Consider the following 25,437-nt stretch of genomic DNA (forward strand, 5'->3'; position numbering starts at 1 on the left):
AGACCCCAATAAATATGATGCATCGATTCGGTGCTTGTTTATTGGGGCCGTATCGAAATGGGGCAAATAAAAATGGCTCTCATCTGCAAGCCGTTGGTCGTGACGCAGCGCGGCACGGACGCACACGGTTCCGTGCCTGCCGGGCAGCGCGCCGCAGCCCGCTATTGCTGATGCGGCGTTTGAGGATTCTGCGGCGTCTGCGACGTTTCTCGCACCTTCCTGGGCCGGCCACGCGGCAGCGGCGAGACGCGCCGGTTGGCCTCGCGCGCGGCCCACTCGCGATACGACTCGCCGCCAAGCACCCAGCCTTTGAGCGTGGCCTGCTGAAGCTCGTTGGCCTCGCGCTCGTCGAGCGGTTGCTCGCACAACTCCTTGTAGGCCCGCTGGCGCTCGAACGGCGTGTTGCCGAGCGACCAATACAGCGGGTGATCGGTCACGAGGCTATCCACGGTGAGCCCGATGTGATGCCGATAACTCGACCATCGATAGTCTTCGGCCGCGCTCACGAGCTGAGCCCGTACGGGACAAAGCTCGATCACGCGGCTCGCGAGCAGGAAGTAGCGCTCGCCCTCGATCACCGTCGCTCGGTAGCGCCCCTCCCAGAGGGTGCCGCGCCGGGCATAGCGGCGATTGAAGTGCGCGACGTAGCGGCGGCCCACGGCTTGCATGGCCTTGGGCAAGCTCGTCTCGTCACTTGGCGTGACGAGCAGTTGCACCGCGCCGGGCATGAGGACATAGGCGTGGATGTCGAGATGATGGTCGCGCGAGGCGGCCTTCAAGCAATCGACGAATAACTCGTAATCCTGCTCGTCGACAAAGGCGGGCTGCTGATCGAGTCCGCGCAGGATGACGTGCTGCGGCTGTTTTGGGACGTAAAGACGTGCGAGCCGTGCCATGCTGGATTCCGTATAGTGTGTTGGTGATTACCCCAAGGGACGATGCGTCGCTTCGAGCGTTGACGAAGACACACGTGGTTTTTCGTGAACACACGCCACGCTTAGGGAGAATGCTCTAGCGTGCGCGCTTGGTTTGTTTCAAACCTTCTACTCATAATAGTCGGGCCTTTCATGGAGGAGCACATAGATGAAATTAAAACAGGCCATCACAGCGGCCGTGGCGGCGCTCGCTTGCGCACAAGCGGCGCATGCCCAAACGGCCGGGACCTTTTACGTGGCGTCGGGGTGGTTCCACTTCGCACCTCAGAGCGGCAGCGATCCGCTCGAAGTACTTAGCATCGGCGGCACGACCCTGAATGCATACCAGCCCAACACGGGCGCTCGCATCGACAGTTCCGACACGCTCGGCTTCAGCGCCGGCTACTTCGTCACCGACCACATCTCCACGGAGTTGGAACTCGGAATTCCGCCGAAGTTCGACATCAACGGTAGCGGCCAGCTCGGTCAATTCGGCAAGATCGGCAGCGCCAGGCTCTGGTCCCCCGCGCTGCTGTTCAAGTGGAACTTCATGAGCCCGACGGACAAGTTCCGCCCGTACATCGGCCTCGGCGTGACCCGCGTCTGGTTCACCAACGCGCAAATCACGAGCGGCGCCTTCGAGCAAAATGTCTTGCACGGTCCGACCTCCGTCTCGACGGATCGTTCCTGGGCCCCTGTCTTCAATGCGGGCTTCAACTATTCGTTCAATAAGCATTGGTTTGCCGGCCTGTCGATTTCGTACATCCCGGTGAGCGTGACCGCCAATTTGACCTCGACGAACGTCGGGCCGTTCGGCTTGACAGTTCAATCCCAAGCAAAGATCAGGCTCAACCCGATCGTCACCTACGCCAAGGTCGGCTACGCCTTCTAAAGCCTAGGTCGAAATTCGACGCGTGCCTATACGTCGCCGCCCTCATGGGGCGGCGTTGTAATTTCGACCGTCGAGAAGTCGCACCGATAACGTTTCTACGCGGGGCCGAGTTACATCCGCCCCCTCGGCGGGGACCTAGGGCAAGCTCGCTTCATGCCCGCCTGTGCACGCCCGCTCGGGCCAGACGCCGTCCGTTGCAAGCGCGCGTCAGCGTCGGCATACTCCATCGTACCCACCGGCGCGCCGCCGTGGACTGGCATCGAAGTTGCGACGATAGGGTTCCTCCCCGCATCGGATCCGCGGGTTCGTTCTTCCCGTTATACATCGTTGACGGAGCGACCATGACCGCACTACCGAACACGCGAGACGCGCTCGAAACCTCGTGGAGCACCGCCGGCCGCCACGCGCGCCGCATCGCTCGCCACAGCCGCCACGCCGCCGAGGATATCGGCAGCGAAATGCGCGAACTGCTCTCGGAGCTCGAACAAACGCTCGCCGATGGCACGCAAGCCGACGCCGCCGTCTTGCGCGACCAGATGAGAAAGCGCTTGGATGTCGCGCGCGCCCGCCTGGACGGCGCCCGCGAATCGATTCGCGACCGCGCCGCCGCCACCCTTAGCGATGCGCAGGGCTACATTCGCGAAAATCCTTGGGAGACGATGGCCGTCGTCGGCGGGATTGCCCTGTTGACCGGATGGCTGCTCGCTCGAAACCGCTGATCGAACGTCTTTCGCGGGTTCGCGCACAAAGCACGGAACGCAGTCTCGCTGCGCGCAGCTAATCGAGAAAGGCGGCGCCCATCAGATCGATGCGATCGGTGCAGATCGCGTCGACGCCCCATTGCGCCAGCATGCGTGCACGCTCGGGAGCGTTGACCGTATAAGCGAGGATGAACAGGCCCGCCGCTTTGATTTCCGCGACCAAGCGCACATCGAGCTTGCGATGATCCGCATGCAATGAAAGGCAGGCGAGCGCCTGGGTGCGCGCACGCCAATCTGCGGGCACGGCGCCGAACAGCAAGCCGCGAGGCAGATCGGGCTGTGCGTCCCGCGCCGCTGCAAGCGCCTCGTGCGAAAACGACGACAGCAGCGGCGCAACTTCGGCGCCGCGCCACAACCGGGCCGCTTCATCGGCGACGAGCCGGCCCGTTTCCACCTCGCACCCCGGACTGGGTTTGATCTCGATGTTGGCGGCCAAACCGAGGGTTGCGCACCGCTCATGCACTTGCGCAAGCGTCGGCATGCGCTCGTCGCGAAAGCGCGCATCGAACCAACTACCGGCATCCAGTGCGGCCAATTCGGCGTAACGCTTGCGCGCAGCCGGGCCGCGACCGTTCGAGGTCCTCTCCAAGGTGTCGTCGTGTAACAGAAAAACAACGCCGTCGGCCGACAACTTCGCGTCGAACTCGATCATCTTCAAGCCGAGCCGCGCGCCCGTGTCGATCGCGGCCAGCGTGTTCTCAGGGGCAAGAGCCCCGCCGCCGCGATGCGCGACGAGGCGCGGGTATGGCCATACCGGGACCGCACGCGCGGAGGTGGCAGAGGTCACCGTCATCGTCGATTCTCCTTTCCAAAACGGCTGCCCGCAGGCGTCGGCCCGCATGCGGCCGAGAATTTAGCCGGCACGTTTGCCCGATGCCGGATCGAAGAAGTGCAGATGCTCTACCGGTAACGCGGCCGGCACGCACTCGCCGCGCTGCGGCCGGTTCGCATGCGCCAGGCGCACGGTGACGTCATGCGCGCCCCAACAGCCGTGCGCCAGGTTATCGGCGCCCAGCAGTTCACACGAGTCGACGACGAGCGGCGCTTGACTGCAGCCCGCTCGCGGCGTCATATGCTCGGGACGAATGCCGAGAATCCATTCGCGCCCGCCCGCGATTTCGCGCCCGACGCCCTGCGCGCCGGCGACGGGCAGGATGGGGCCGCCGCCGGATACCTCGAACTGCGCCCCGTCCTCGCTCAGCTTGCCCGGCAGCAAATTCATGGCAGGCGAACCGATGAAGCTCGCGACGAAGACGGTGGCCGGGCGCTCGTACACTTGCGTCGGCGCGCCGATTTGCTCGGCGTGACCGCGGTTCATCACGATCACGCGCTGCGCGAGCGTCATCGCCTCGATTTGGTCATGCGTCACGTACACGCTCGTCGTGGCCAGCCGAGCGTGCAGGCGCTGGATTTCCAGGCGCATTTGCACCCGCAGCTTCGCATCGAGATTGGACAGAGGCTCGTCGAACAAGAACACCGCGGGCTCGCGCACGATCGCACGGCCCATCGCCACGCGTTGCCGCTGGCCGCCCGACAGCTCGCGCGGCTTGCGCGCGAGCAGCGGCTCGAGCTCGAGGATCTTTGCGGCGGCGGCGACACGCTCGTCGATCGTCTGCCGGCCGAGCCCACGAATCTTGAGCCCGTAAGACATGTTTTCTTTCACGCTCATATGCGGGTAGAGCGCGTAATTCTGAAACACCATCGCAATGTCGCGATCTTTCGGCTCGAGCCGGTTCACGACGCGCTCGCCGATGACGATCTCGCCTTCGGAAACGCTCTCCAACCCCGCCACCATTCTCAACAGCGTGGATTTTCCGCAACCCGACGGGCCGACCAGCACGACGAACTCGCCGTCGGCCACCTCGACGTCGATGCCGTGTAGAACGAACTGCTTGCCGTCGTACGTCTTACGCACGCGCTTCAGTGTCAAGCCAGCCATACTCAGTGGTTTCCTTTCGATTATTTTTCCGCATCGACGAGGCCGCGCACGAACCACCGCTGCATCGCGACGACCACGACGAGCGGCGGCAACATCGCCAGCAGCGTCGCGGCCATGACGAGGTGCCATTCGGTGGCCGTATCGCCGCTAGCGATCATCGTCTTGATGCCGACGACGGCGGTCGTCAACGACTGCTCGTTGGTGATCAGAATCGGCCACAGGTATTGATTCCACCCGTAGATGAACGTAATGACGAACAGCGCCGCAATGTTCGTTTTCGACAACGGCAGCACGACGTCGTAGAAAAAGCGCAGCGGGCCCGCACCGTCGATGCGGGCGGCATCCATCAACTCGTCGGGCAGCGTGAGAAAGAATTGGCGGAACAGGAACGTCGCCGTGGCCGAAGCGATCAGCGGCAATGTCAGGCCGGCATAGGTATTCGTCAAATGCATCGACGAAACCACCTGCACCGTTGGAAATATCCGCACTTCCACGGGTAGCATCAACGTGACGAAGATCAGCCAAAACGCCGTGTTACGCAGCGGAAAGCGGAAGAAAACGATCGCGTACGCGGAGATGATCGATACCGCGATCTTGCCGAGCGCGATTGCGAGCGCCATGACGAAGCTATTGAGCAGCATGCGCCCGAATGGACTCGCGGCGTTGCCGCTGCCGTGCGACCAGACGTTGGCGATGTTTTCGAATAGATGCGTGCTCGGCACGAGCGAGAGCGGCACCGTGAACACTTGATGCTCGTTCATGGTGGCCGCGCAAAAGGCCACGTAGACGGGAAACGCGACGAGCGCGATGCCGACGATCAAAACGGCATGGCAGAACAGATCGAAGCCCTTGCGATTCTCGATCATGCGTATTGCACCTTGCGTTCGATGAAACGAAATTGCACTACCGTCAACGCCACGACGATCGCCATCAGCACGACAGACTGCGCACCGGAACTACCGATGTCGAGACCCTGGAAGCCTTCGGCGAAGATCTTGTAGATCAACGTCTTCGTCGCCTGTGCGGGACCGCCGCCCGTCGCCGCATCGATCACCGGGAAGGTATCGAAGAATGCGTACACCACATTGACGACGAACAGAAAGAACGTGGTGGGAGACAAAAGCGGCAGCGCGATTCCAACGAAGCGCCGCACCGGCCCCGCGCCGTCGATCGCCGCCGCTTCGATCAAGGAACGCGGGATGGCCTGCAAGCCGGCATAGAAGAACAAAAAGTTGTAGCTCACTTGCTTCCAGACCGATGCAAGGACCACGAGCGTCATCGCTTGCGTGCCGTTCAGCGCGTGGTTCCAGACGATGCCGCCTTTGGCGAGCGCGTAGGTGACGAGCCCGATGCTCGGATTGAACAAGAACGCCCAGAGCACCGCGGCAATGGCCGGCGCCACCGCATAAGGCCATATCAGCAGCGTGCGGTAGAGCTTGGCGCCGCGCGTGACGCGATCCGCGCATGCGGCGAGCAGCAAGGAAACGATCAGGCCCGACCCGGTCACGAGCGCGCTGAAAATCAACGTCGTCTTGAAGGAATCGAGATAGAGCGGATCGGCAAACAGATGCGCGAAGTTCGCCAGCCCGACGAACTCGCTCGACGTGCCGAAGGCATCCTGGGTTTGCGTCGATTGCCACAGCGCAACACCGGCCGGCCAGAGAAAAAAGAGGCCGGTGATGATCAGTTGCGGCGCGATCAACAAGTACGGCAGCGCGCTCGCGGCGAAACGGGAACGTTCGTGCATGAATGACGATTCGATCGATTATGCCGCGCCGCCGCTGAGCGAAGGCCCAACGAACAACGGCGACGCAGCGGGTCGTGGTGCGAGGCGAGCCGCTCGCCCACTGCGAGGGCGCTCGAGCCCCGGCCCCTTCGCTGCAGCGACGCCGCAGCGAAGGGGGCTTTGCGCACCGCTTGCTTTAGTGCGCCGATTGCTGGAAGCGCCGCAGCAATTCATTGCCGCGATTGACGGCCGAATCGAGCGCTGCTTGCGGCGTCTTCTTCTGCGCCCAAACTTGCTCGAGTTCCTCGTCGACGACCGTGCGAATCTGCGGCATGTTGCCCAAGCGCAGCCCCTTCGTGTAGGGCAGGGGCGGTTTGTTCAGCATTTGCTTGATCGCCGTGTCGGCCCCGGGATTCTTGTCGTAGAAGCCCTGGCTGCGCGCAAGATCGTAAGCGGCCGTCGTGACGGGCAAGTAGCCGGTATCCTCATGCCACTTGGCCGCCACGGCGGGCGAGGACAGATAAGCGAGGAACTTGGCGACCCCTTTGTACACGTTCGGATCCTTGCCGGCGAGCACCCAAAGGCTGGCGCCGCCGATGATCGCATTTTGCGGCGCGCCCTTCACGCTCGCGTCGTACGGCATCATGCCCGTGCCGAAGTCGAACTTCGCATACTTGCGAATCGTCGCGAGCGAGCCCGACGAGTTCGTCAGAATGCCGCAATCGCCGCTATAGAACTTCGATACCGCTTCGTCCTTGCGGCCCACGTAGGTGAAGGTGCCCTGCTTGGCCATGTCTTGCAGAAACTTGATATGGGCGACTTGCTGGGGCTTGTTGAACTCCAGCTTGGCATCGAGCCCATCGAAACCGTTGTTCTCCGACGCAAACGGCAGGCCATGCCAAGCGCTGTAATTCTCGAGTTGGATCCAACCTTGCCAGCCGGTCGTGAAACCGCAACTCATGCCCGATGCCTTCAATTTTTCCGCGTAAACGCGCACGTCGTCCCAGGTCTTGGGCGGCCGATTCGGATCGAGCCCGGCCTTCTTGAACGCTTCCTTGTTGTAGTAGAGCACCGGCGTCGAGCTATTGAACGGCATCGATACGAGTTCGTCCGTCTTGGCGTCGCTGTAGTAGCTCGCGATCGTGGGCACGAAGGCCTTTTGATCGAGGGGCGTGCCGGCTTGCTTGAATACTTCGGTGACGGGCACGACGGCCTTCTTAGCGGCCATCATGGTGGCGGTGCCAACCTCATAGACTTGCAGGATAGCCGGTGCGTTACCGCTGCGGTAGGCTGCAATGCCCGCTGCAAGCGTCTGATCGTACGTACCTTTGAACACGGGCACGATCTTGTAGTCGCTTTGCGATCGATTGAAATCGCTGGCGATGTCGTTCACGCGCTCGCCGAGCGCGGCTTCCATCGCGTGCCAAAATTGGATCTCCGTCGCGGCCCATGCGGCTTGACTTGCGCCCACGAGCAACGCACCCCCGAGCACCAGCGAACGAACCAGTGGCTTGCAACCGTTCATTTAGTTCTCCTAAGTAGACATTCACCGAGCGACGCGCAGCACTGCACCACATCGCCCCGGCAGAACGCCGTGCGCACTGCCGGGGCAATAGCTTAGTTATCGTTGATGACAAATAGACGTTGATACTCTTTCAACGCGTACCGGTCCGTCATGCCGGCAATGTAATGCGCGATGAGACGCGGTTGCGCCGCCTCGACCTCCGCCAAATACGCCGGCGGCAATAAACGCGGATCCTCGCTGAACGCCTCGAACAGCCCACCGATGACGCGCCGCGCCTTGCTCGCCATGCGCATGACGCGGTAATGCCGATACAAGTTCTTGAACAGGAAGCGTTTGAGCGCGGCCGCCTGCGCCGCCACCGCGCCGCTGTGCGTGACGAGCGCGGGCGCCGTCCGAACCGCTTCGAGCGACCGCGGCGCACACTCGGCAAGATTGCGCCGCGTCGTTTCGATGAGATCGACGATGAGCGTATTGATCATCCGGCGCACGGTCTCATGCACCAGGCGGCGCCCATCGAGCTGCGGATGCTCTCGCTTGGCCTCATCGAAATGGGTCTGCCAGAGCTCGACCTGCGCCAGTTGATCGATCGTCAGCAGACCGGAACGCAAACCGTCGTCGACATCGTGATTGTTATAGGCGATTTCGTCGGCGATGTTGGCAATTTGCGCTTCGAGGGAGGGACGCTTTCCGGTCAAGAAACGCTCGCCGAGCTCGCCCAGCTTCAACGCGTTTTCGCGGGAGCAATGTTTCAAAATGCCTTCGCGCGTTTCGAAACAGAGATTGAGCCCGTTGAAGCCGCCATAGTGCTCTTCTAGCTCATCGACGACGGCCAGGCTTTGCAGATTGTGTTCGAAGCCACCATGTTCGCGCATGCATTCATTCAGCGCGTCTTGCCCGGCATGACCGAACGGGGTGTGTCCGAGATCGTGCGCAAGCGAAATGGCTTCTACGAGATCCTCGTTCACGCGCAGATTGCGGGCGACCGACCGCGCGATCTGCGCCACCTCCAAACTGTGCGTGAGCCGCGTGCGGAACAGGTCGCCTTCGTGATTGACGAAAACTTGGGTCTTGTATTCGAGGCGCCGGAACGCCGTGGAATGCACGATGCGATCTCGATCGCGCTGAAACTCCGTGCGCGCCGACGGCGGGGCCTCGGGGAAACGGCGGCCGCGCGAGCGCGCCGAATGCGCGGCGTACGGTGCGAGGTGAGCCTCCAGCATCTCTGCCGTCGGCGGGCTGACGATCGCGCCCGCGTTCGGCTCGCGGCTGATCGCGCTGCGCTGCGTCGAGTCGGCCCTCTCACTCATCGTGTCCCCTTTCGCGTCAGATTGCTCGCACGCTCATCGCATTGGCTGGATTCAAAGGCACGCAGCGAGCGTCGCTCGCAATGCATCGCCAGGAACGCTCGTCACCACCGTCTCGCCCAGCTGCTTCAACAAAACGAATTTCACCGCCCCGGCTTCGGCCTTCTTGTCGACTTTCATCAGTTCGATGTAGCGCGTATCGCCGAGCGCCGGCGCATGAACCGGCAGACGGGCCGCCGTGATGAGCTCGACGAGCCGCTGGCGCACCGCTTCGTCGAGATAGCCGGTACGCACGGAAAGGTCGGCCGCCATCACCATGCCGCAACCGACGGCCTCTCCGTGCAGCCATTGGCCGTAGCCCAGCCCCGCTTCGATTGCATGTCCGAACGTATGGCCGAAGTTCAGAATTGCGCGTAGCCCGCCCTCGCGCTCGTCCGCCGCCACGACCGACGCCTTCAGCTCGCACGACCGCTTGACGGCATGCGCGAGCGCCGACGGCTCGCGGCGATTGAGCGCCTCCATGTTCGCCTCGAGCCATTCGAAAAATTGCGCGTCGGCAATCGCGGCCGTCTTGATGATCTCGGCTATGCCGGCGGCGAGTTCCCGCTCGGGCAGCGATCCGAGCGCGCCGATATCCGCGATGACCGCTTGCGGCTGGTAGAACGCACCGATCATGTTCTTGCCAAGCGGATGGTTGATGCCGGTCTTGCCGCCCACCGACGAATCCACCTGTGACAGCAATGTAGTGGGCACTTGGATGAACGGCACGCCGCGCATATAGCAGGCGGCGGCAAAACCCGTCATGTCGCCGATCACGCCGCCGCCGAGTGCGATCAGCGTAGTTTTGCGGTCGGCCTGCCCGGACAGCAGCGCATCGAAGATGCGATTGAGGGTTTCCCAATTCTTGAACGCCTCGCCATCAGGCAGCACGACCGTGGAGACCTGCTTGCCGAGCGGGGCGAGCGCGGCGCGCAACGCTTCGCCGTAGAGCGGCTCGACCGTCTCGTTCGTGACGATCGTGACCGATGCGCCGGCGATGTGTGGCGCGAATAATTCGGTGCGGCCGATCAAATCGGCGCCGATACGGATCGGGTAAGAGCGTTCGCCTAGATCGACGTTGACGGTAATCATGACTGTATCTGCTTGGTAATGCCGGCCATTTCGAGTTGCATGAGCACCATATTGACTAGCCCATTGACCGACGGCCGCCCGGTTTCGACGATGAAATGCGCGCACTCGCGATAAAGCGGGTCGCGCTCGCTGTACAAGGCCTCGAGCTTTGCCTTCGGATCTTCCGTCTGCAGCAGCGGGCGGTTCTTATCCTTGCGCGTGCGCAGCCACAAATCGTGCGGATTGGCCCGAAGATAAACGACCAGCCCGCGCTCGTGCAGCAACGCCCGATTCTCAGGGCGCAGGACCGCCCCCCCGCCCGTCGCCAAAACGACGGCCTCGCGAGCCGTCAATTCCGCGATGACCTGCGATTCGCGCTCGCGAAAGCCGGCCTCGCCTTCCAGTTCGAAAATAACGGGAATGCGCGCGCCCGTACGGGCCTCGATTTCGTGGTCGCTATCGAAGAACGGGCGACCGAGCCGGCGCGCCACGGCGCGCCCCACGGTGGTCTTGCCCGCCCCCATGAGCCCCACGAAAAAAATATTGGTGTTGGCGCCCCGCTCTTGCAACGTATCCTCTGTTCAATTCGGCTATGGTTCGTGGCGCAGCTTACTGGCAAAGCCGCCGGCTTGTCGAGTGCGCAAGCTCGCCCGCTTGGCCCGGCCAAGCTTGCCGCTCAATCGATTGCGACAATGCGCGGCGTGATGAAGACGACGAGTTCGCTGCGCTCTTTACGCACCGCTCGGTGGCGAAACAGAGCGCCCAGCAGCGGTATTTTGCCTAACAGCGGCACGCGCGTCACATCGTCGCGATCCTGGCTCTCATAAATGCCGCCGATCGAGACGGTGCCCCCGTCTTCCACCTCCACCCGCGTGCGCACGTGCTTGGTGTCGATTGCAGGCCCGGCGGACGTCGGTTTCCCGACACTATCTTTCGAGATATCGAGATCGAGGATGACGCGCCCATCCGGCATGATCCGCGGCTCCACCTCGAGCTTCAGGCTGGCGCGGCGAAACTGCACGCCCGAGACGCCGTTGCGGACCTTGGCCTGGTAAGGCAACTCGGTGCCCTGCTCGACCAGCGCGCGCGTCCGATCCGCCGTCACGACGCGCGGGCTCGACACGATCCGCCCGCGCCCTTGCGCCTCGAGCGCGGATAGCTCCGCGGTTACGAGCCGCGTCGCCCCGGCCGCGAACAGCGTAAGCCCGGCCGTCGCGGCCTCGAAGCCGGCAATAGCGCGAGCCGATACGTCGTGCACGACGCCCTGCGGCCCGCCCGCGAACCCGACGGACGGGGCATCGGCGTCGGTAGCGCCGCGCGCGGATCGCATCGACAAACGAGCCCCCAGCTCGCGTGAAAACCCTTGCGCGCCTTCGACGATACGCGCTTCGATCAGCACCTGGCGGTTCGGCTGATCGATCGCGGCGATCAATTGGGCCACTTGCGCGAGACGCGCCGCCAGATCGGTGACGAAAAGCAGGTTCGTGCGTGCATCGGCCATTGCAGCGCCGCGCTTGGACAGCACCCGCTGGGCGCCGGGCGCGGTCAACAAGCGCGCGACTTCGTCGGCGCGCGGATAGCTGAGCGCAAACGTGCGGCTCACCAGGGGCTCGAGATCGGCCGCACGCGCATGGGCTTCGAAGCGCTGGCGTTCTCGCGCCGCCAATTCGCTGAGCGGCGCGACCCAGATCACGTCGCCGCGCCGGGCCATCGCCAAGCCGTGCGCATCGAGCAGCGTGTCGAACGCGGTTCGCCAAGGCACCGCATTCAAACTAAGCGATATCCGGCCGCGCACCCGCTCGCTCGCCACGATGTTCAGGCCCGTAAAGCGCGAGAAGGCATCCAACACGTCTGCAAGCTCGGCGTTCTTGAATCGCATCGTGACCGGCCGCTCGTCCTGCGCGTTGCCCGCCGCCGCGGCTGCAAGCGCAGACCCATCGCTCATTCGCGCCGCCGGGGCGAGCGGCACCGGCGGTCCTTCGAGCGCGGGCACGGGCGGGCCGCTCGGGAGCGATTCGCCCGCGCCGCTCGGCGCCGGCAGCGTCGCTGGGGCGTTCGGCGCGCCGGCAGCCGTGGAATGCGTTTCGCCGGATCCGTCGTCGGGGGCTTCGGCCTGCTCCCCCGCGAGCGGCGGTTCGCCGACGCTGGGCCATGCCGAGACCGCGTGCTCTCGGGCGCCCTCCGCGAGCAGTTCGGCCGGCAACGGCGGCAACGAGGCCACACGCTCTGCGGCAGGGCTTGCCGAAACGAACAGCGCGATAGCGAAGGCCAACCATAGCCCGCGCATCGAAGCGCCTCGTCCACGCGTAGGCGAGTTCATCGGTGATCGTCCTGCAGCGAAATGCGGCGCGCCCCGTGCCGGCTCGCCAAGGTCACGCCACGGCTGTCGATGCCGACCACCCGCTCGGCCCCGAGGGATTGCCCCGGCCCCACTACCGCAGCCTGCGTTCCGCTGGCGCCCTCGAGCAGCGCCAGCGAGCGCCGACCATCCTGTACGAATCCGACTAGACGCGCCCCGGCCAGGGCCGACACCGAATCCGCTTGCGCTGCGCCGAACGGATCGGCCAGGGGCTGCCGCTTGCCGCCGCCCGTCCCCGCCGAAACGGCTCGCGCATATTGCCCGCGTGGGCGAGCCGGCGATACGTCGAAGACGGACAACGTTCCCGCGATCGCCAACGCGCCCGGTTCTCGCTTGATGCTCAACGTCTGCGGGACCACCAAGACCGGCAGCGCCGGAAGCCCTTGCAAAAAGCCATATAGACCGGCGAAATCCGAGCGGCCCTCGATTCGCAGGGCGCGCCCGGCGCGATCGCCGCCATCGCGCGCCGGTCCGGCCTGCGATAACGGTTCCAGCAGGCGCAGTGTCAGGCCGGTCTTGGCGGCAAGTTCGGCCAACGCGGGCAACTCCCCGCCCGCCGAGCGGTTCGACGGCACGCCGACTTGCGCGAGCGAAGCCTCTCGCAGCTCCGGCATGCGCGCCAGCCGAACCCGCCCCTCTCGCAGCTGCCGTTCAAGCTCGTCGATCGCGGCCGCGCCCCTCGCACGCCCGGCGTCAAACGTGCGACCGGCGAAACTGGCGAGCGTGAACGCGACCGCCGCCAACGCGGTGCAAATCATCAGACGGCGCTTGACGCTCCGTCGTTGCGCCGGAGCGCGCAGCACGCCGCCCCAGCGCGTGGAGCGTCGCGCCGCCGGTAGACGCACGCACACCCGGCGTATGCCAGCTAGTGCACAAAGCAACGCCCGCTTCATCGATTCCTCCCGCCCCGGGCGCCATCGGCGGAGGCCTCCACGCTACGCGCACTGCGCCGCAATGGCGAGGCCGGCTTCGCATCGCGCCAACGAACGCGCACCACCGCTTCGACGGCTCGCTGCGCCTCACCGCCAGCGGGCGTTGCCATCAGCTTGAAGTCCACCATTTCGGCCGATTTCGCGCCGGGCAAGCGAGCCAATCGCTCGGTCCAAGCGGTGCCTACTGCGCTGTCGGATGCATGCAACTGCAGCTGAACGTCTTCATCGCTCAGTTGCAGGCGGTTGACGGTCACGCCCGCATGCGTCTCTGCCATCAACGCATTCAACAGCGACATCAACGCAACGTACGGTTGCGAGCGTGCCGCGGCCTTCGCTGCATTGACCCTCGCGCTTTCCTGCACGCGTTCGAGCCGCGCGAGCTCGGCCAACGCCGGGGCCTGTTGCGCCACTTCGCGCGCAAGTTGGATGCGTCGCTCGTCGGCGGCGCCCATCGTCTCCCATCCGAAGGCCGCAAGCGTACCCGCCAAGACTGCCGCCGCGCCTTCGCACAGGCCGCGGCGGCGCAGCGAGCGCGCGGCTCGAATGCGATGCGGCAGCAAGTTGAAGCCGGACGCGCATGGCGCGGCCCCTTCGTTCAGACATTGCGTTGCGGCTACGCTCATTCGAACACCCCGCGCAACGCCAAGCCGAACGCGACGGCAAAACGCGCACCTTGCTTCGCATCGGCGCGCGGGGTAAAGCGGCCGCCATCGAAACAAAACGGCGCGCAGTCGAACGGCTCGGTCGCACAGCCTAGGCGCTCGCCGATGTCGGCCATCGCGAGTCCCAGACGTTCGAGCACATTCACGTCGCCGCCGATCACCGCGCGATCGAGCCCAGCGCCCGAGGCGAGCGATCCGAGAGCCGCATCGAGATCCGCATGTTCGCCGATAGGAAAGCGAATGCTTGCCTGGACGGCGCCTTCTGCGACGCGCCAGCCGTACACCCCGTCGCTACCGGCCCAGATCGCAGCGTATCGATCGGCGCGGCGCAGCGAATGCTCGGCCGCATAAGCCAGCGCGCGTAAGGCGGCGAGCGGTTCGCCATCGATCGCGGCCAACGCGATGCCGGCCGCGGCGGCGGCTTCGACACGCGCCTCCAAATGCCCCCGGGGCGCCGCGGCGAGCGCCACGCGCGAGACATTGCCCGCGCTTGCCGCCCCGGGAACGGCGGCGCAGTCGGCGGCCCACCAATCGATCGACAAGGCGTCCCGCTCGAGACCGCACAAGCGCTCGGCTTGTTCGAGCAGGATCGGCTCCATCTCGTCGATTGCCTGCGAATCGCGACCGTGGCTATCCGGCGCTTGTGTGACGGGGGGCATTTCGAACGTGGCGATGGCCGTCGCGCCGCCCGGTATGGCCATCGCACACGGCATCGCGCGCAGCGCACGGCGGCGCGGCCAGCGCGCACACAGCGACGACAGCGCAGCGGCCACGGCCGCACGGTCGACCAGATGCGCCCCGGACATCGCACCCGGATTCAATGGCGCAGCACCGAGCCACTCTACGCGAACGGGCAGATTCGACCGGCCCTTGCGGCTCACGATGACGAGCCGCACCTCGCGCGGACTCACGTCGATGCCGGCTCCAAAGCGGCGCGCGGCGGACAACAGTTTGTTTCTCATCAGCATGACGTTTCCCCGCAGCAGCCGGGCCGTCGACATGAGCGGCCAAAACGGCGTGCTGCAGCGAAATTGTGCGAATTGCGCCGCCGCCCCGATATTCGACCGAACGGCCAACGTTGCGATGGCAGCGCACGCGGCGCGTCGTTTCACATCGGCATCGACCGTTAAGCCAAACGAAAGCTCGCCGCCGCGCCGCTATAATCGCGGCCATTGCACTTCGCTTCGCTATGGATTCCCCCCTGCCGTCAGCCGCCCCATCGCCCTCAGGTTCCCCCGAACCCGCCAAGCCGCCCAAACGCCGCACGCGTTGGATGGTCAAGCTCGCCCTCTGTTGCGTGGGGATGGTCGCGGCCATGGGCGCTTGCGCCGGGCTGCTCCTGCTCTATGGGCTCGTCGTCGCCACGCCGCGTCTGCCCTCGCTCGACGCGCTGACCGACTATCGCCCGAAAGTCCCGCTGCGCATCTATACCGCCGATCACGTTCTAATCGGCGAATTCGGCGAAGAACGGCGCGACGTGGTGCGCATCGAGGACGTCCCCGTCTTTTTGAAACAAGCCGTTCTCGCAATCGAAGATGCGCGCTTCTACGATCATGGGGGAGTCGACATCGCCGGCGTGGTGCGCGCGGGCATCGCGGCGTTGACGAACGGACGCGCGACGCAAGGCGCCAGCACGATCACGATGCAAGTCGCACGCAATTTCTTTCTGTCGAGCGAGAAAACCTACACGCGCAAGATTTACGAGATGATGCTGGCGTACAAAATCGAGCGCGAGTTGACGAAGGATCAGATTCTCGAGGTGTACATGAATCAGATCTACCTCGGGCAGCGCGCCTATGGCTTCGCGTCGGCAGCGCGCATCTACTTCGGCAAGGACATCGCGCACATCACGCTCGCGGAAGCGGCGATGCTGGCGGGCTTGCCCAAAGCGCCTTCGGCATACAACCCTGTCGTCAACCCGGCGCGCGCAAAGCTACGTCAGCAATACATCCTGCAGCGCATGCTCGCGCTGCAGGACATCACGCGTGCGCAATACGATGCTGCGATCGCCGAGCCGCTCGCGCTTGCGGGCGCGCCCGCGCAGCAGTTCAGCGTACATGCGGAGTACGCCGCGGAAATGGTCCGTCAAGCGATGGTCGCGCAATACCACGATGAAGCCTATACGCGGGGCTTGAACGTCGTCACGACGATCGATTCGGGCGATCAAGCCGCCGCCTACCGTGCGGTGCGATACGGGCTGATGAGTTACGACGCGCGGCATGGCTATCGCGGCCCCGAGGGTTACGTCGCGCTGCCCGCCGCTGCCGGCGCGCGCGCGAACGCCATTTCCACGGCCCTCGGAAAATATCCGGACAACGGCGAAATCGTCGCGGGTGTCGTGACCGCCGCCGATACGCATCAAGTGCAAGCGGTCCTGTCCGACGGCACGCTGGCCACGGTCAGCGGCGAAGGCCTGCGCTTGGCGGCAGCTGCGCTCGTGCCGCGCGCGCAGGCGGTGGCCAGCATCCGGCCGGGGGCCATCGTGCGCCTCGTCAAAGACGACGCAGGCGCCTGGTCGATCGTGCAATTGCCGCAAGTCGAAGGCGCGTTCGTCTCGATCGTGCCGCAAGACGGCGCGATTCGCTCACTGGTCGGAGGCTTCGATTTCAGCAAGAACAAGTTCAATCACGTGACGCAGGCATGGCGCCAGCCGGGCTCCAGCTTCAAGCCCTTCATCTACTCGGCATCGCTGGAGAAGGGCCTCGGCCCGGCAACCATCATCAACGACGCGCCGCTCTTTTTCAGCGCGGCGGAAACGGGCGGTCATCCCTGGGAGCCGAAGAACTATGGCGGCCGGTTCGACGGCCCCATGACGATGCGCACCGCGCTCGAAAAATCGCGCAACCTCGTCTCGATTCGGATTCTTGCGCACATCGGCACCCATTACGCGCAGCAGTACGTGACGCGCTTCGGCTTCGACGCCGACAAGCATCCGGCCTATCTACCGATGGCGCTCGGCGCCGGCCTCGTGACGCCCCTGCAGATGGCCGGCGCTTACTCGGTCTTCGCCAATGGCGGCTATCGCGTCAATCCCTATCTCATTTCGGAAGTGACCGATCAAGACGGCCTCGTGCTCGCGCGCGCGCAACCGATCGTCGCCGGGAACAATGCGCCGCGAGCGATCGATGCGCGCAACGACTACGTGATGAACAGCTTGCTGCAAAGCGTCGCGCAACGCGGAACGGGGGCGAAGTCGAACCAACTCGGACGCAAGGATTTGGCCGGGAAGACCGGCACGACAAACGATTCTCGCGACGCCTGGTTCGCCGGCTATCAGCACACGCTGGCCGCCATCGCCTGGATCGGCTACGACTCGCCGCGCAGCCTGGGCGATCGTGAGACGGGGGGCGGCCTCGCGCTGCCGGTTTGGATGGACTACATGCGGCAAGTGCTCAAAGGCGTGCCGGAGTATGAAATGCCGATGCCCGCCGACGTCATGCCAATCGAGGGCGAACTGTACTTCGACTCGTTCCTGCCAGGACGTGGCTTCGTCCATACGGTCGGCATCGCCGAAGCGGCCGTGCACGCGGAGACGAGCGCCGCGGACGGCGGCGTGGAAACCGGGAATCGCGCAGCGGCCCCGCCGACGAACGCAGCCAACGAAGCGAGGGGCATGCCGCAGCCTACGGCGCCACCGGTTATGGTGCAGTGATCCACCACCGATGTCAGCCGCTGTCGGTGGATGGTTGTCGATGGATCGCTGGCGCTGGCGCTGCCGCTGCCGCGAACGCCGAGCGCACTAGCCAGCGCCGCTACAACCCGCGATCGAACCGAGAACGAACTCGGAAGACGCGTCGCGCCTTACGCCGGGAATTGGACGCGCTCGCCAGCTTGCTGCGTGGCGTAATCGGACAGAGACTCGAAGAACTCGCGGCCATTACGCGTATCCAGCCACTGTCCGTCGACGAACTTGAAGTGAAAACCGCCTGCTTTGGCTGCGATCCAGATCTCCTGCATCGGCGGTTGCAGGTTGACGATGATCTTCGAACCGTTCTCGAATTCGAGGGTCAACACATTGCCGCTACGCTCGATCTCGATATCGGCGTCGCTGTCGTCGGCAGCTTGCTCGATTCGCGTGAGAACGGCTTCCGCTCGGCCAAGGTAGTCGCTGTCGGTCATGCTAAACTCCGCCGGTTAAACACATCACAGCTCTTTAGGTCCTAGAGGCAGTCATGCGAGTCGTTTTCAGGATGAGCGCGATTGTAGCGGCTTTGGCCGTTGCGACAAGCGCGGCGCTAACCGCCTGCGGACAACGCGGGCCGCTTTATCTGCCGTCCGTCCCGCCGCTGCCTGAAAAACCGGTGCTTCACACCGGGCCATCCGCGCAAGATTCGGATAGCGGCTCGCAAGCGACATCGGGCGCGCAAGCGCGTGCGCCGCTCACCTTGGAGCCGGCCGATGCGCTCGGCACTGCGCCGAACGCCCAACACCCCACGCCTGACGCCGGTGCGGCGTCGAGCCCAGCACCCGATCAATAAACGCAGGATTTGCGCATGTCTCACTCCGCCTTCGCCTATGTCGACGGCGTGCTGCACGCCGAAGGCGTCAGCGCCGTCACGCTCGCCGAACGATTCGGCACGCCGCTTTTCGTCTACTCGCGCGCGGCGCTGACCCAAGCCTATCAAGCGTATGCGCAAGCATGTGCCGGACACCGGGCGTCGGTGCATGTCGCCGTCAAAGCCAACAGCAACTTGGCGGTGCTCAACGTCTTTGCACGACTTGGCGCCGGCTTCGATATCGTCTCGGGCGGGGAGCTTGCCCGCGTGCTCGCGGCAGGCGGCCAGGCGGAAAATGTCGTATTTTCGGGCGTCGGCAAGAGTGCGGCGGAAATGCGCGAGGCGCTCGAAGCGGGCGTCAAATGCTTCAACGTCGAATCGATCCCTGAACTCGACCGGCTCAACACTATCGCGGGCGAGTGTGGCAAGAAGGCACCAATCTCCCTGCGCGTCAATCCCGACGTCGATCCGAAGACTCACCCCTACATCTCCACGGGGCTCAAGGCGAACAAGTTTGGCATTGCATTCGACGAGGCGCGTTCGGCCTATCGCGCGGCGGCGGCATTCGAGCACCTCGAAGTGTTCGGCATCGATTGCCACATCGGCTCGCAGATCACGGAAATCGCCCCTTACCTCGATGCGCTCGATAAACTGCTCGATCTCGTCGAGCAAATCGAGGCGGACGGCATCGCCATCCGCCACCTCGACGTCGGCGGCGGGCTCGGCATCACGTATTCGGAGGAAACTCCGCCGGACACGGGCGTATTCGTGCGCACCCTGCTCGAGCGGATCGCGGCGCGCGGCCATGGTCATCGAGAAGTGTATTTCGAGCCGGGCCGCTCGGTCACGGGCAACGCCGGCATCCTCCTCACGCGCATCGAATTCCTGAAACCAGGTGCGGAGAAGAACTTCGCAATCGTCGACGCCGCGATGAACGACCTGGCGCGACCTGCCATGTACCAGGCATATCACGCGATCGATGCTGTCGCACCGCGCCAAGATGCGCCCGCGGTCTACGATGTGGTCGGGCCTGTATGCGAAAGCGGCGACTGGCTGGGCCGCGATCGCGCCCTCGCCGTCAAGCCGGGCGATTTGCTGGCGATCCGTTCGGCGGGCGCCTATGCGTTTGCGATGAGCTCGAACTACAACACGCGTCCGCGCGCGGCGGAGGTGATGGTAGACGGCGATCGGGTCCACCTCGTCCGTGCGCGCGAAACAGTGCGTGAGTTGTTTGCGGGCGAATCCATCCTGCCCGCCTGATTCCGGCGCAGCGCCGGTTCTCCCATCGCCGCCGAGCAGTTAGCCATTGCGCGCTCGGCGGTTTCTTTTGCTATCTGGCGGGCTTGGACGCACCGCCGCTGCGGCCGGCGAGTTTGCCGCGCGCCCACACGGCCACGCGCCATCCGAGCAGCACGATAACGATCGCGCCATAGATCTTGGGCAGGATGAGATCGTGCTTGCCGGCCTTCATCCACCAAAAGTGCAAAATCGCGAGCGCCGCAATGGCGTAAATCGCGCGATGAAGCATCAGCCAACGCCGCCCCAATCGGCGCACAGCGGCGCGCGGCGAGGTCGCGGCAAGCACAATCAACAGCACGAACGCCGCAAATCCGACCGTGATGAAAGGCCGCTTGCCGATGTCTTTTACGATTTCAGCCACGTCGAACCATTTGTCGAACCAAATGTACGTCACGAAATGCAGCGTCGCGTAAAAGAACGCATAGAGCCCGAGCATGCGGCGAAACCGCAGCAACGCATTGACACCACTCAACCGGCGCAGCGGCGTCACCGTCAGCGTGATGCACAGGAAAACCAGGGTCCAAAGCCCTGTCGAGCGCGTGATGAATTCGATCGGATTGGCGCCGAGCCCGTCGGTCAAGCCGAACACCACGAGACGCGCGAGCGGTACAAGCGCCGCGATGAAGACACCGATCTTGGCAGGTGCGATCCAGCGGTCTGCAGCGCCGCGCGCGCGGGCGTTTCCAGCTTGAGTCGAACGAACGGGCCGCGGGCCGCTTTGAGCGCGACCGGCGTCGCGCCCCGTCAGCGTTTGCGTATCGAGTGACATGAAATGCGCTCCATCAAGCCTGGCGTCAGAAGTACTTGCGCAAGTCCATCCCTTGATACAGGGAGGCGACGAGATTTCCATACCCGTTGAACATCAACGTCTTGCGCTTCGGCGTGAAGAATCCGTCCTCGCCGATCCGACGCTCGGTGGCTTGACTCCAGCGCGGGTGATCCACCTCGGGGTTCACGTTCGAATAGAAGCCGTACTCCTGGGGCGCGTAGGTATTCCAACTCGTCGGCGGTTGCTTTTCGACGAATCGGATTTTCACGAGCGACTTCGCGCTTTTGAACCCGTACTTCCAAGGGACGACGATACGGATCGGCGCACCGTTCTGGTTCGGCAGCACCTGTCCGTACACCCCGACCGTGAGCAGCGTCAGCGGATTCATCGCTTCGTCCATGCGCAAGCCTTCGGAATATGGCCAATCGAGAATCGGTTCGGAAAGCCCTGGCATCTGAGAAGGGTCTGCGAGCGTGATGAACTGCACGAATTTGGCGTTGCCGGTCGGCTGCGCGCGCTTGATGAGTTCGGCGAGCGGGTAGCCCACCCATGGAATCACCATCGACCACCCTTCGACGCAGCGGTGCCGATAAACGCGTTCCTCGAGCGGCGCGAGCTTGAGCAGTTCGTCGATGTCGTACACCTTCGGATTCTTGACCTCGCCTTCCACGCTGACGCGCCACGGATGCGGCCGTAGCGTCCCCGCGTTGCGTGACGGGTCGCTTTTGTCCGTGCCGAACTCGTAGAAGTTGTTGTAGGTCGTCACGTCCTTGTAAGGCGTGACCTTATCGGTGACGACAAACTTCGGATTAGTCGCAGCTGCGAGCTTGTGCGCTTTGGGGTCGGGTGAAGCATACGCGCCGAAAGCGGCGCGACTGACGCCGAGCGTTCCACCAGCGATTGCGAGTCCCGCAGCGCCCGCCGCCTGTAGCACGCGCCGCCGATTTTCGAACACTGCGCGCGGGGTGATTTCGCTAGCGGCGATGTCCTCGCCGGTCAGTAGGACTCGCTGCTCTCGGTTGATCGACACGATGCTGCTCCTCAAGAAACCCGGGCCGCTTGTTCATGGCGTCGCTCGAACGCCTTTCGGGCCCACACACGATGAATACGTGCGCCGCTTGCGCTCGGATGCATCGATCAAAGAAAAAACCGCCGATGGCGCGACCACGCGGCGGTTTTTTTATTACGAACATTACTAGCGCGATCGACATCGGCGCCGGCGCATCGGTTACAGCTTGCCGTAGCTATGCAGGCCCGACAAGAACATATTGACGCCCAGGAACGCGAATGTCGTGACGAGCAAACCGGTGAGCGCCCACCACGCGGCAGCCGTCCCTCGCAGCCCCTTCATCAAGCGCATATGCAGCCATGCCGCGTAGTTGAGCCACACGATCAACGCCCAGGTTTCTTTCGGATCCCAGCTCCAGTACCCGCCCCATGCTTCGGCCGCCCACAATGCGCCCAGTATGGTTGCGACCGTGAAGAAGGCGAAGCCGACGGCAATCGACTTGTACATGACATCGTCGAGCACGACCAGCGACGGCAAACGATCCGTGAAGACGCCGCGTTCGCTGAGCAAATAGGCCACCCCGACCATCGCCGACAGCGCGAACGAGCCATAGCCGATGAAGTTCGCGGGCACGTGGATCTTCATCCACCAGCTTTGTAGCGCGGGGACGAGCGGTTGGATCTGCTGTGCGTCGCGCGCGACCGAGTACCACATCAAGAAGCCGACGGCGGCGCTGATGACCAGTAGAACAAAGGCGCCCAATGCACGGGTGGCGTAGTGCTGCTCGTAATACAGGTAGAACAGCGCCGTAATCAGACAAAACAGCACGAACACTTCGTAGAGGTTCGAAATGGGAATATGACCGACGTCGGCACCGATCAGGTACGACTCATACCAGCGCACCATCATGCCGGTAAAGCCCATCAGGACGGCAAACCAGGTGAGCTTCGAGCCGATGGCGCCGCCCGACGGCGAGCGCGACAGCATGCCGATCCAGTAAAACAGCGTGGCAAGCACGAAAAGCGCGCTCATCCAAAGAATCGCCGACTGGCTCGACAAGAAGTATTTGAGGAAGAAGGCCGAGTCGGCCCGGGACAGGTCGCCGTGGTAGATCTGCAGCGACAGTAGCGCAAGCGCCGCAATGCTCACGGCAAGCAGGCGCACCGGCTTCCAGCGCCAGCCGAGCACGATGAGCGCGGGCACGGTGCATACCAGCACGAGCTTATCGTAGTAGTTCATGAACCCGTGGTACCGGGCAAGGCCAAAGCCGGCGCCCCCCGCAACGGCTAAGGCGAAGAGCCAATCGAATACGCCTAAACGACGCAGGAACGAGCGCTCGTCCAAGGCGCCCGACTGCGCAGAAGCGGCCGGGTCAGAGCGGGAAACGTGTGTCAGATCCATGATGATTACCGAATATCAATCTTGCGCGTCGGAAGACGACGCTATCGTCGCGCGGGGCGCCTCTGAACGAGCGTGTTCGCGCGCATTGTCACGCGCCGAGGCGGCCTCATGTGCGGACGCGCCCAGCACGGCGCCGACGGCGTCGCGAACCTTCCCGAATTCTTTCTCGAAGTCGAGCGTCTTGCGCGCCGTCGACATCGCCATCACCACCGACGTGCCCGCGGCAGCGTCCTTCACCCAGAACCAAAGCCGCCGCTCACGAATATAGAACATCGAGAAAATGCCGGCCACGAGAAGCAGGCTGCCAAGATACACCACTTTCTTACCCGGTGCGCGCGTGAGCTGGAACACCGACGCCTGCACCTGTTTGAACGAATCTAGCTGCAGATAGACAGGCGATCCATACAAGAAGCTGTCGGAAAGCGCGTTGATCGAATTTTGCACGAACCGGCTCTCGTTGGCGTTCGCGGGCGCGTCGGCCTCGCCTGCTCGCTCGCGAGCTAGTTGCCAGAGATCCCACGTTGACCCTTCGAGCATACGCAGCAATAGCGATGCCGCCTTCTGCTGCTCGCCCTTCGGCACCGAATGATCGATGAATGCCGCGATCGATTGGAAGCCACCGGCGCGCTGCCCAGGCGGTAGGCTGCCTGGCACGGTGTCGGCTCCCGAGAACAGCGACAAGACCCGCGTCGCGCTTTCCTCCAGGTGGGCTCGCAGCTCGGGGGTCGAATCGGAGATCGAACGTTGCGCGAAGCGATGAGCGGCCTGCGCCCGCAGCGTGGGATTTTCCAGCGCCGCGCGCAACATCATCCACTCTTTGACGCTGCCGTGCTCGTCGGCGGGAATCCGCAGATATCGGAACGGATCGTTCGGGGTCGTACGCATGCCCGCGAGGAAGAAGCGCGCGCCGTCCACTTCCACGGGCAGCATGTAGTTGTTGAACTCGCGCGCTTGGCCGTCCGTGCCGCGAATCTTGTACTGGACCGATGGCCCGACGTTGTGCAGATCGCGCGGCATGGACGATTTTGCTCCGGACCCCAGCCGCTCGTCGAAGACTTCCTTGAGCGATTGGTGCGCCGCCACGCCGCGCGCGTCGGTCTGCCCGCTGCCGTTGGTGATGTTTTCGACATTGATGGCGCGGAAATCCGCGAATTCGACCGTCTGCCCGTTCACGCCCGGCATCGAAGCCGACAGTGGCGCCGAGCTGCCGATCGCGCCATTGACGGGCATCGTCTTGTCCGAATCGCTCGTCATAGGCCAGGCTGTCATCGACATCTCCGAGCCACCGTCCTGGAAGCTCGATTGATAGATCGACACGCCATCGTACTGGAACGGTTTATTCACTTCGACGCGGGCGGGGACGCGCTTGCCGGTTTCGTGATCGACCACGACGATGTCGCTCGCAAAGAGCTTAGGCATGCCCGTCGAGTAATAGTCGACGATGAACTTCTTGAGTTCGATCGAGAACGGCAGGTCCTGAATCAGCGAGCCGTTGGGCTGATTCAGGATGGCCGTCGAAACGTGCTGCCCCTCGGGCACCCACGCGTAGCCGCGGAACGTCGGATTGGACTGCGAGAGGCGATGCGACGGCGAGATGTCGTTGATGACGGCGTTCGTCGAGATCGGCGACTTGCCGAACAGCCACATTTGGAGCCTGATCGGCAGATTGCTGTCCATCAAACCGCCGATGCAGATCACGACGATGGCCAGGTGCGCGAAAATGTATCCGATCTTGGCCATGGCGCCGCGTTTAGCCGCGATCAGCGTCGCGCCGTCCACTTCGCGCACGAGATAGCGATACCCGAGCTTGCCCGCCAGCGTGGAGAGCTGCGCCGCGGTGTCGGCGCGCGAAGCACGGGCCTCGTACTCAGCTTTGTGATGGAACGCGCGCAAGCTGCCTTCGCGCACTTTGAGCTTCCAGCTCTTGATGTCCGCGATCATCTTCGGCCCGTTGCGTACGACGCAAAGCGAAATCGAGACGATCAAGAAGCCGAGAATCAGCATGAACCACCACGCGCTGTAGACCGTGTACAGGCTGAGTGCGCGGAAGATGTCCGCCCAAAACGGGCCGAATTGGTTGACGTAGTTGGGATAGGGGTCGTCTTGCGTGAGCACGGTGCCGACGATGCTGGCGATCGCGAGCACGACGAGCAACGCGATGGCAAAACGCATCGAGCTTAGCAACTCGACCGCGCTTTTGAGCACGCGCCGGTTGGACTTCACTTCGTAACCCGAGGTGGTAACGCTCATTCAGACTCCTGTCGACCCGAGTTGACGCTTTGGCGCTTACTCGGGTCCCATGCTTCGCGGTCGACCCGAGCGAACGTTTCGCGCCTACT

At 63.8% G+C, this 25,437-nt stretch carries 23 protein-coding genes; 5 read left to right on the top strand and 18 right to left on the bottom strand.

What is annotated here, in order from left to right:
• Window positions 1–161 precede the first annotated feature (161 nt).
• The gene (locus MMB74_RS19620) at window positions 162–896 is read right to left on the bottom strand and encodes a transposase (RefSeq protein ID WP_277430336.1); all 735 of its coding nucleotides are present in this window, start codon (window positions 894–896) and stop codon (window positions 162–164) included.
• Window positions 897–1,083: 187 nt separating this feature from the next.
• On the opposite strand from MMB74_RS19620, the gene MMB74_RS19625 reads away from it, so the two are divergent.
• Together MMB74_RS19625 and MMB74_RS19630 are read left to right on the top strand one after the other, a co-directional pair.
• Window positions 1,084–1,806, top strand: a complete 723-nt coding sequence (locus tag MMB74_RS19625) for an OmpW family outer membrane protein (protein ID WP_277430337.1) — start codon at window positions 1,084–1,086, stop codon at window positions 1,804–1,806.
• 341 nt (window positions 1,807–2,147) lie between these two features.
• On the top strand, window positions 2,148–2,525 hold the full coding sequence (locus MMB74_RS19630; protein ID WP_277430338.1) for a DUF883 family protein: 378 nt from the start codon (window positions 2,148–2,150) through the stop codon (window positions 2,523–2,525).
• A gap of 58 nt (window positions 2,526–2,583) precedes the next feature.
• Here the strand turns inward: MMB74_RS19630 and ugpQ are convergent, their stop codons facing one another.
• From ugpQ to pilM, 12 genes are all read right to left on the bottom strand, one after another.
• Window positions 2,584–3,360, bottom strand: a complete 777-nt coding sequence (gene ugpQ / locus MMB74_RS19635; RefSeq protein WP_277430339.1) for a glycerophosphodiester phosphodiesterase — start codon at window positions 3,358–3,360, stop codon at window positions 2,584–2,586.
• A gap of 60 nt (window positions 3,361–3,420) precedes the next feature.
• Window positions 3,421–4,506 carry a sn-glycerol-3-phosphate import ATP-binding protein UgpC gene (locus MMB74_RS19640; RefSeq protein ID WP_277430340.1) on the bottom strand — a complete coding sequence of 362 codons (1,086 nt, stop codon included), beginning with the start codon at window positions 4,504–4,506 and terminating at the stop codon, window positions 3,421–3,423.
• Window positions 4,507–4,526: 20 nt separating this feature from the next.
• Window positions 4,527–5,372, bottom strand: a complete 846-nt coding sequence (ugpE, locus tag MMB74_RS19645) for a sn-glycerol-3-phosphate ABC transporter permease UgpE (RefSeq protein WP_277430341.1) — start codon at window positions 5,370–5,372, stop codon at window positions 4,527–4,529.
• A complete protein-coding gene (gene ugpA, locus MMB74_RS19650; RefSeq protein ID WP_277430342.1) occupies window positions 5,369–6,253 on the bottom strand; it encodes a sn-glycerol-3-phosphate ABC transporter permease UgpA in 885 nt (294 codons plus the stop codon). The genes ugpE and ugpA overlap by 4 nt, the downstream gene beginning before the upstream one ends.
• Before the next feature lie 175 nt (window positions 6,254–6,428).
• The gene (gene ugpB / locus MMB74_RS19655) at window positions 6,429–7,757 is read right to left on the bottom strand and encodes a sn-glycerol-3-phosphate ABC transporter substrate-binding protein UgpB (RefSeq protein WP_277430343.1); all 1,329 of its coding nucleotides are present in this window, start codon (window positions 7,755–7,757) and stop codon (window positions 6,429–6,431) included.
• Window positions 7,758–7,849: 92 nt separating this feature from the next.
• On the bottom strand, window positions 7,850–9,064 hold the full coding sequence (locus MMB74_RS19660; protein ID WP_277430344.1) for a deoxyguanosinetriphosphate triphosphohydrolase: 1,215 nt from the start codon (window positions 9,062–9,064) through the stop codon (window positions 7,850–7,852).
• 51 nt (window positions 9,065–9,115) lie between these two features.
• On the bottom strand, window positions 9,116–10,192 hold the full coding sequence (gene aroB, locus MMB74_RS19665; protein WP_277430345.1) for a 3-dehydroquinate synthase: 1,077 nt from the start codon (window positions 10,190–10,192) through the stop codon (window positions 9,116–9,118).
• Window positions 10,189–10,740, bottom strand: coding sequence for a shikimate kinase (locus tag MMB74_RS19670; protein WP_277430346.1), 552 nt, complete (start codon window positions 10,738–10,740; stop codon window positions 10,189–10,191). The genes aroB and MMB74_RS19670 overlap by 4 nt, the downstream gene beginning before the upstream one ends.
• Window positions 10,741–10,847: 107 nt before the next feature.
• Window positions 10,848–12,491 carry a type IV pilus secretin PilQ gene (gene pilQ / locus MMB74_RS19675; protein ID WP_277430347.1) on the bottom strand — a complete coding sequence of 548 codons (1,644 nt, stop codon included), beginning with the start codon at window positions 12,489–12,491 and terminating at the stop codon, window positions 10,848–10,850.
• Window positions 12,488–13,423: a hypothetical protein gene (locus tag MMB74_RS19680; RefSeq protein WP_277430348.1), complete on the bottom strand. Its 936-nt coding sequence runs from the start codon at window positions 13,421–13,423 to the stop codon at window positions 12,488–12,490. The genes pilQ and MMB74_RS19680 overlap by 4 nt, the downstream gene beginning before the upstream one ends.
• Window positions 13,420–14,085 carry a hypothetical protein gene (locus tag MMB74_RS19685; protein WP_277430349.1) on the bottom strand — a complete coding sequence of 222 codons (666 nt, stop codon included), beginning with the start codon at window positions 14,083–14,085 and terminating at the stop codon, window positions 13,420–13,422. The genes MMB74_RS19680 and MMB74_RS19685 overlap by 4 nt, the downstream gene beginning before the upstream one ends.
• Window positions 14,082–15,086, bottom strand: a complete 1,005-nt coding sequence (gene pilM / locus MMB74_RS19690) for a pilus assembly protein PilM (protein WP_277430350.1) — start codon at window positions 15,084–15,086, stop codon at window positions 14,082–14,084. The genes MMB74_RS19685 and pilM overlap by 4 nt, the downstream gene beginning before the upstream one ends.
• A 227-nt stretch (window positions 15,087–15,313) precedes the next feature.
• Here pilM and MMB74_RS19695 point away from each other — a divergent pair, with 227 nt between their 5' ends.
• Window positions 15,314–17,776, top strand: coding sequence for a penicillin-binding protein 1A (locus MMB74_RS19695; RefSeq protein ID WP_277430351.1), 2,463 nt, complete (start codon window positions 15,314–15,316; stop codon window positions 17,774–17,776).
• A gap of 149 nt (window positions 17,777–17,925) precedes the next feature.
• Here MMB74_RS19695 and cyaY read toward each other — a convergent pair whose 3' ends face one another.
• Window positions 17,926–18,243, bottom strand: a complete 318-nt coding sequence (gene cyaY, locus MMB74_RS19700) for an iron donor protein CyaY (protein WP_277430352.1) — start codon at window positions 18,241–18,243, stop codon at window positions 17,926–17,928.
• 53 nt (window positions 18,244–18,296) lie between these two features.
• Here cyaY and MMB74_RS19705 point away from each other — a divergent pair, with 53 nt between their 5' ends.
• On the top strand, window positions 18,297–18,602 hold the full coding sequence (locus MMB74_RS19705; RefSeq protein ID WP_277430353.1) for a lipoprotein: 306 nt from the start codon (window positions 18,297–18,299) through the stop codon (window positions 18,600–18,602).
• A gap of 15 nt (window positions 18,603–18,617) precedes the next feature.
• On the top strand, window positions 18,618–19,880 hold the full coding sequence (gene lysA, locus MMB74_RS19710; protein ID WP_277430354.1) for a diaminopimelate decarboxylase: 1,263 nt from the start codon (window positions 18,618–18,620) through the stop codon (window positions 19,878–19,880).
• Window positions 19,881–19,950: 70 nt separating this feature from the next.
• On the opposite strand, the gene msrQ is transcribed toward lysA, so the two are convergent.
• The 4 genes from msrQ to MMB74_RS19730 form a co-directional block, all read right to left on the bottom strand.
• Window positions 19,951–20,688, bottom strand: coding sequence for a protein-methionine-sulfoxide reductase heme-binding subunit MsrQ (gene msrQ, locus MMB74_RS19715; protein WP_277430355.1), 738 nt, complete (start codon window positions 20,686–20,688; stop codon window positions 19,951–19,953).
• Between the two features lie 25 nt (window positions 20,689–20,713).
• On the bottom strand, window positions 20,714–21,718 hold the full coding sequence (gene msrP, locus MMB74_RS19720) for a protein-methionine-sulfoxide reductase catalytic subunit MsrP (RefSeq protein WP_277430356.1): 1,005 nt from the start codon (window positions 21,716–21,718) through the stop codon (window positions 20,714–20,716).
• A 198-nt stretch (window positions 21,719–21,916) separates the two neighbouring features.
• Complete coding sequence (ccsB, locus tag MMB74_RS19725; RefSeq protein WP_277430357.1) at window positions 21,917–23,098, bottom strand: c-type cytochrome biogenesis protein CcsB; 1,182 nt, start codon at window positions 23,096–23,098, stop codon at window positions 21,917–21,919.
• 15 nt (window positions 23,099–23,113) lie between these two features.
• Window positions 23,114–25,348: a cytochrome c biogenesis protein ResB gene (locus tag MMB74_RS19730; RefSeq protein ID WP_277430358.1), complete on the bottom strand. Its 2,235-nt coding sequence runs from the start codon at window positions 25,346–25,348 to the stop codon at window positions 23,114–23,116.
• Between the last annotated feature and the right edge of the window lie 89 nt (window positions 25,349–25,437).

The organism is Trinickia sp. Y13, from assembly GCF_029522115.1.
Lineage (GTDB): Bacteria > Pseudomonadota > Gammaproteobacteria > Burkholderiales > Burkholderiaceae > Trinickia.